This is a genomic window from Streptomyces sp. NPDC001843, assembly GCF_042891955.1.
Classification (GTDB): domain Bacteria; phylum Actinomycetota; class Actinomycetes; order Streptomycetales; family Streptomycetaceae; genus Streptomyces.
Window position 1 is genome coordinate 1 of record NZ_JBIATQ010000039.1, and the last position, 5,012, is coordinate 5,012.

4 protein-coding genes and 1 pseudogene are annotated in these 5,012 nt (G+C 69.8%); 3 read left to right on the forward strand and 2 right to left on the reverse strand.

Translation table 11 applies throughout. From position 1 onward, the window contains the following. Positions 1-162 precede the first annotated feature (162 nt). A pseudogene (locus ACFYZQ_RS40195) lies at positions 163-738 on the forward strand (ABC transporter permease); the annotation flags it as partial. A gap of 181 nt (positions 739-919) precedes the next feature. Further along, positions 920-1,732, forward strand: coding sequence for a pyrroline-5-carboxylate reductase (proC, locus tag ACFYZQ_RS40200; protein ID WP_389159261.1), 813 nt, complete (start codon positions 920-922; stop codon positions 1,730-1,732). Between the two features lie 31 nt (positions 1,733-1,763). On the opposite strand, the gene ACFYZQ_RS40205 is transcribed toward proC, so the two are convergent. After that, entirely contained in the window at positions 1,764-2,363 is a 600-nt protein-coding gene (locus ACFYZQ_RS40205; RefSeq protein WP_389159263.1) for a cysteine hydrolase family protein, read from the reverse strand. 82 nt (positions 2,364-2,445) lie between these two features. On the opposite strand from ACFYZQ_RS40205, the gene ACFYZQ_RS40210 reads away from it, so the two are divergent. Continuing rightward, positions 2,446-3,435, forward strand: coding sequence for a GlxA family transcriptional regulator (locus ACFYZQ_RS40210; protein ID WP_389159265.1), 990 nt, complete (start codon positions 2,446-2,448; stop codon positions 3,433-3,435). Here ACFYZQ_RS40210 and trpS read toward each other — a convergent pair. Beyond that, positions 3,375-4,400, reverse strand: a complete 1,026-nt coding sequence (trpS, locus tag ACFYZQ_RS40215) for a tryptophan--tRNA ligase (protein ID WP_389159267.1) — start codon at positions 4,398-4,400, stop codon at positions 3,375-3,377. The genes ACFYZQ_RS40210 and trpS overlap by 61 nt on opposite strands. Between the last annotated feature and the right edge of the window lie 612 nt (positions 4,401-5,012).

The window sequence follows — 5,012 nt, forward strand, 5'->3', positions numbered from 1 at the left end:
CAGGCCTTCCTCACCCTCCGGCGGCTCGACCCAAAAGCCCAGACGCCGGCCTGACCCTCTACCAGGTCCTCGATGCCCTTCAGGACCTGCTGAGGCGCTGGACCGGCACCTGCACCACCTGCGGCCGCCCCCTGCCGACGAGGAGATCCAGAACCTAACGAAGCACTACTAGGCATCTTCCCGCTGATCACGATGTTCCTGGTGACCTCCATCGCCACCCTGCGCGAACGCACCTCCGGCACCCTCGAACGCCTCCTCGCCATGCCCCTCCGCAAGGGCGACCTCATCGCCGGCTACGCGCTCGCCTTCGGCGCCCTGGCGATCATCCAGTCGGCACTGGCGACGGGCCTGGCGCTCTGGGTCCTGGGCCTCGACGTCACGGGCAGCCCCTGGCTGCTCCTCCTCGTCGCCCTCCTGGACGCCCTCCTCGGCACAGCCCTCGGCCTCTTCGTCTCCGCCTTCGCGGCCTCCGAATTCCAGGCGGTCCAGTTCATGCCCGCGGTGATCTTCCCCCAACTCCTCCTCTGCGGCCTCTTCACCCCCCGCCCCGCCATGCACCCGGCCCTGGAAGCCATCTCCGACGCCCTCCCCATGTCCTACGCGGTCGACGGCATGAACGAGGTCCTCCACCACACGGACATGACGACGACATTCGTACGAGACGTCCTGATCGTGGCGGGCTGCGCGCTCCTGGTACTGACCCTGGGCGCAGCCACGTTGCGCCGCCGAACGGCGTGACATCACCAGCCCGTCTGGGGTGCCCCCTCTGGGGGAGTTCGAGGACGAGGCCGTTCAGGCCGATCGGGGGTCCAGGGGGCGGAGCCCCTGGGTACGGGAAGGGTAGGGGCGGCGGGGGCGGGAACATCCCGCCCACCGGACAGACCCCCGGCCCCCGCACCCCCGGTGCGAAAATGACCCCATGACTCAGAAAGTCGCAGTCCTCGGCACCGGGAAGATCGGCGAAGCCCTGCTCAGCGGAATGATCCGAGCCGGCTGGGCCCCCGCGGACCTCCTGGTCACCGCCCGCCGCCGCGAACGCGCCGAAGAACTCCGCACCCGCTACGGAGTCACCCCGGTCACCAACGCCGAGGCCGCCAAGACCGCCGACACCCTCATCCTCACGGTCAAGCCGCAGGACATGGGCACGCTCCTCGACGAACTCGCCCCCCACGTCCCCACCGACCGCCTGATCATCAGCGGCGCCGCCGGCATCCCCACCTCCTTCTTCGAGGAGCGCCTCGCCCCCGGCACCCCGGTCGTCCGCGTCATGACGAACACCCCCGCCCTCGTCGACGAGGCCATGTCCGTCATCTCCGCCGGCACCCACGCCACCGCCGGACACCTCACCCACACCGAGGAGATCTTCGGCGCCGTCGGCAAGACCCTCCGCGTCCCCGAGTCCCAGCAGGACGCCTGCACCGCACTCTCCGGCTCCGGCCCCGCGTACTTCTTCTACCTGGTCGAAGCCATGACCGACGCCGGCATCCTGCTCGGCCTGCCCCGCGACAAGGCCCACGACCTGATCGTCCAGTCCGCCATCGGCGCGGCCACCATGCTCCGCGACAGCGGCGAGCACCCGGTCAAGCTCCGCGAGAACGTCACGTCCCCCGCGGGCACCACGATCAACGCCATCCGCGAACTGGAGAACCACGGCGTACGGGCCGCCCTCATCGCCGCCCTCGAAGCGGCCCGCGACCGCAGCCGCGAACTGGCCTCGGGCAAGAAGGACTGACCGGCAGGAGGCCCGACCCGCCCGGACACGGTCACCCGGCCGCCTCCACCACATCCCTCGTGGTCACCACACGCGCGAAGCGGCCCCCGTGCAGCGACACCGCCGTCGCCCGCGACAACTCGTCCGCGGTCGCCGTCCACCCGAAGGGCCCGGCCAGGTCGAACGTGTGCATGGCATCGAGCGGGAACAGCACCTCGTAGCCGAGGTTGCCGCCCATCCGGGCCGTCGTCTCGTTGCACATGTTGGTCTGGATGCCGGCGATCACGACCTGCCGCACCCCCGCACCCCTCAGCCACTTGTCCAGGTCCGGCTCACCGTAGAACGCCGAATTCACCGACTTCGTCACCAGCACCTCAGGCCCCGAACCCTTGCCCCGCCGCTCCTGAACGAAGTCCTTGAAGTCGTTGCCCTCGTATCCGACCCGCAGGGGAGACCTCGACTGTGCAGGCGAGTCGTGCCGCACGAACACGACCGGCCGCCCTGTCGCCTGCCAGACATCGATGAGCGCGGCGATGTTCCCCTCCGCCTCCGGATTGTTCCGTCGCCCCCAGAACCCGTCCTCGAACCCCTTCTGCACGTCGACGATCACGAGCGCCGCGTTGTCGGTGACCTGAAGCTGTGTCTTCTCCATGCCCAGGATGCTGCCGACCCGGCGGTCGGCTCACCAGTGGCAGCAATGACACCCATCGATGGCTTGCTGCCATCATGAACCCATGCAACGTGTCGCCCTGGTCGCCTTTCCCGGCATCCGCGCCTTCGACGTCTCCGTCATCACCGAGGTCTGGGGCAGCGAACGCACACTCCGTGGCGTCCCGCCCTTCGAACTACGCCGCGTCGCCATCGCCCCCGGCACCTCCATCCCCATGCCCGGCGGCCTGACCCTCACCCCCGACCGCCCTCTCGACTGGCTCGACAAGGCCGACCTGGTCATAGTCCCGGGTCTCGGCGACCCCGATACCGCGGTCCCCGCCCCCGTTCTCGAGGCGCTGCGCCGCGCTCACGCCGCAGGCACCCCGGTCGCCGCCCTCTGCGCCGGTGCCTTCGCCCTCGCGCAGGCGGGCCTCCTCGACGGCCGCCGGGCGGTCACCCACTGGTACCTCGCACCACAGCTCCGGACCCAGTACCCCGAGATCAGCGTCGAACCCGACGCCCTCTTCATCGAGGACGACAACATCTGGACCTCGGCCGGCACCGCCGCCGGCATCGACCTCTGCCTCCACCTGGTCCGCCGCGCCCACGGCGCCGAGGCGGCGGCCACCATCGCCCGCTCCATGGTCACCGCCCCCTTCCGCACCGGCACCCAGGCGCAGTTCATCGAGCACCCCACCCCGCGCGCGGACCGCGAGGCCGACGCCCTCGCCGACGTACGCGAACACGCCCTGCGCCACCTCCACGAACCCCTGACGGTCGCCGCCCTGGCGGCCCACGCGGGCATGTCCCCCCGCAGCTTCGCCCGCCACTTCACGGCGGCGACGGGTACCACCCCCCTCCGCTGGCTCCTCGACCAGCGCATCGCCGCGGCCCAGAAACTTCTCGAACGCACCGACCTCCCCATGCCCGAGGTCGCCCGCCGCGCCGGCTTCGGCAGCGAGGTCACAATGCGCCAGCACTTCGCAGCGCGCCTCGCCACCAGCCCCCGCGACTACCGTGCCGCGTTCACCACGGCCTCCGCGCCCGCGGGCAGCAGCCCGATCGCCCGATAAGCGGCATCCACGGTCGGCCGTGCCATGGCCCGGGCTCTGTCCGCCCCGCGACGCAACACGTCCTCCACGTACGAAGGATCCGCGCACAAGTCCTTGTGCCGCGCCTGCACGGGCCGCAGCACCTCGACGACGGCCTCCGCGGTGTCCTTCTTCAGCGCCCCGTACGATGCGTACGCCTCACCCAGAGCCCTCGGGTCCCCACCCGTACAGGCAGCGAGAATCTCCAGCAGGTTCGCCACCCCGGGCCGCCCCTCCCGGTCGTAGACGACATCCCGCCCGCTGTCGGTCACGGCCCGCATGACCTTCTTCCGCACCGTGTCCGGCTCGTCGAGCAGGTACACGATCCCCGGCCCGGAGTCGTCGCTCTTCCCCATCTTCGAAGCCGGCTCCTGCAGGTTCATCACCCGCGCCGCCACCTGGGGACGCGCCGCCCTCGGCACCACGAACGTCTGCCCGTACCGCTGGTTGAACCGCACCGCCAGATCCCGCGCCAACTCCACGTGCTGCGTCTGGTCGTCCCCCACCGGCACCTCATCGGTCCGGTACGCCAGGATGTCCGCAGCCATCAGCACCGGGTACGTCAGCAGCGACAGCCGCACACTCCGGCCCCGCGCCCGCTCCCGCGCCGCCTTCTCCTTGTACTGGATCATCCGCCGCATCTCACCGTCGGTCGCCACGCACTCGAGCACGTACGACAGCCTCGCGTGCTCGTCGACATGGCTCTGCACGAACACCGTGCAGAGCTGCGGATCCAGCCCCGCCGCCAGCAACAGCGTCGCCGCCTGCCGACTGAGCCTGCGCACCCGCGCCGGATCGTGGTCCACGGTGAGGGCGTGCAGATCGACGACGCAGAACAAGGCGTCCGCCCCGTGCTGGTCCACCTCGGCCCACCGCCGCATGGCGCCCAGGTAGTTCCCCAGCGTCAGGTGCCCGGTCGGCTTGATCCCGCTGAAGACCCGTGTCATCTCCACTCCACCTCCTGGTCGAGACCGCCGCCCCGGCGGCCGGCCCTCAGGAGCCCTGGAGGGGGATACGAGAACGGCCGCCGAGGCGGCGGCCGTTGAGCGCATACGTGAACTCGGCCGCCGTCAGGCGGCCCACCACTGCTGGTGGCACGTACGCGTAGTCATGGACCGCAGACTACGCCTCCGGAGCCCCGTCCCGCCGGGAGTTGACACACCTCGGCCTGATCCGTAAGGTTCTTCGAGTTGTTCGACGTGAGAGCCGACTCCGGTCGGTCCCCGGACAGCCATTCCGCAGGTACCAGCCACTACTCGGCGAACTTTCGCCGTGTTCTTTGGCGCGCGTATTCGTGCGCGAATGAGGAATCCGCGTTCGAAAGGACGTAGGCCCCGCCCGATTAGGTCGGAGTCAAGGAATCCGCTAAAGTCTCACTCGTCGGAACGGCCGAAGGGCCGGGAAGGCACCCCCCTCCGACGGGGAATCGGACGCCGAAAGGATCTGATAGAGTCGGAAGCGCCAGAAAGGGAAACCGCGAGAGCGGGAAACCTGGAAAGCACCGAGGAAATCGGATCGAGAAAAGATCTGATAGAGTCGGAAACGCAAGACCGAAGGGA

What these genes read in the sequence shown, in the direction of transcription:
- ACFYZQ_RS40210 (WP_389159265.1), top strand. Translation starts at nt 2,446, where the DNA reads ATGCAACGTGTCGCCCTGGTCGCCTTTCCCGGCATCCGCGCCTTCGAC.
- trpS (WP_389159267.1), bottom strand. Translation starts at nt 4,400, where the DNA reads ATGACACGGGTCTTCAGCGGGATCAAGCCGACCGGGCACCTGACGCTG.
- ACFYZQ_RS40205 (WP_389159263.1), bottom strand. Translation starts at nt 2,363, where the DNA reads ATGGAGAAGACACAGCTTCAGGTCACCGACAACGCGGCGCTCGTGATC.
- proC (WP_389159261.1), top strand. Translation starts at nt 920, where the DNA reads ATGACTCAGAAAGTCGCAGTCCTCGGCACCGGGAAGATCGGCGAAGCC.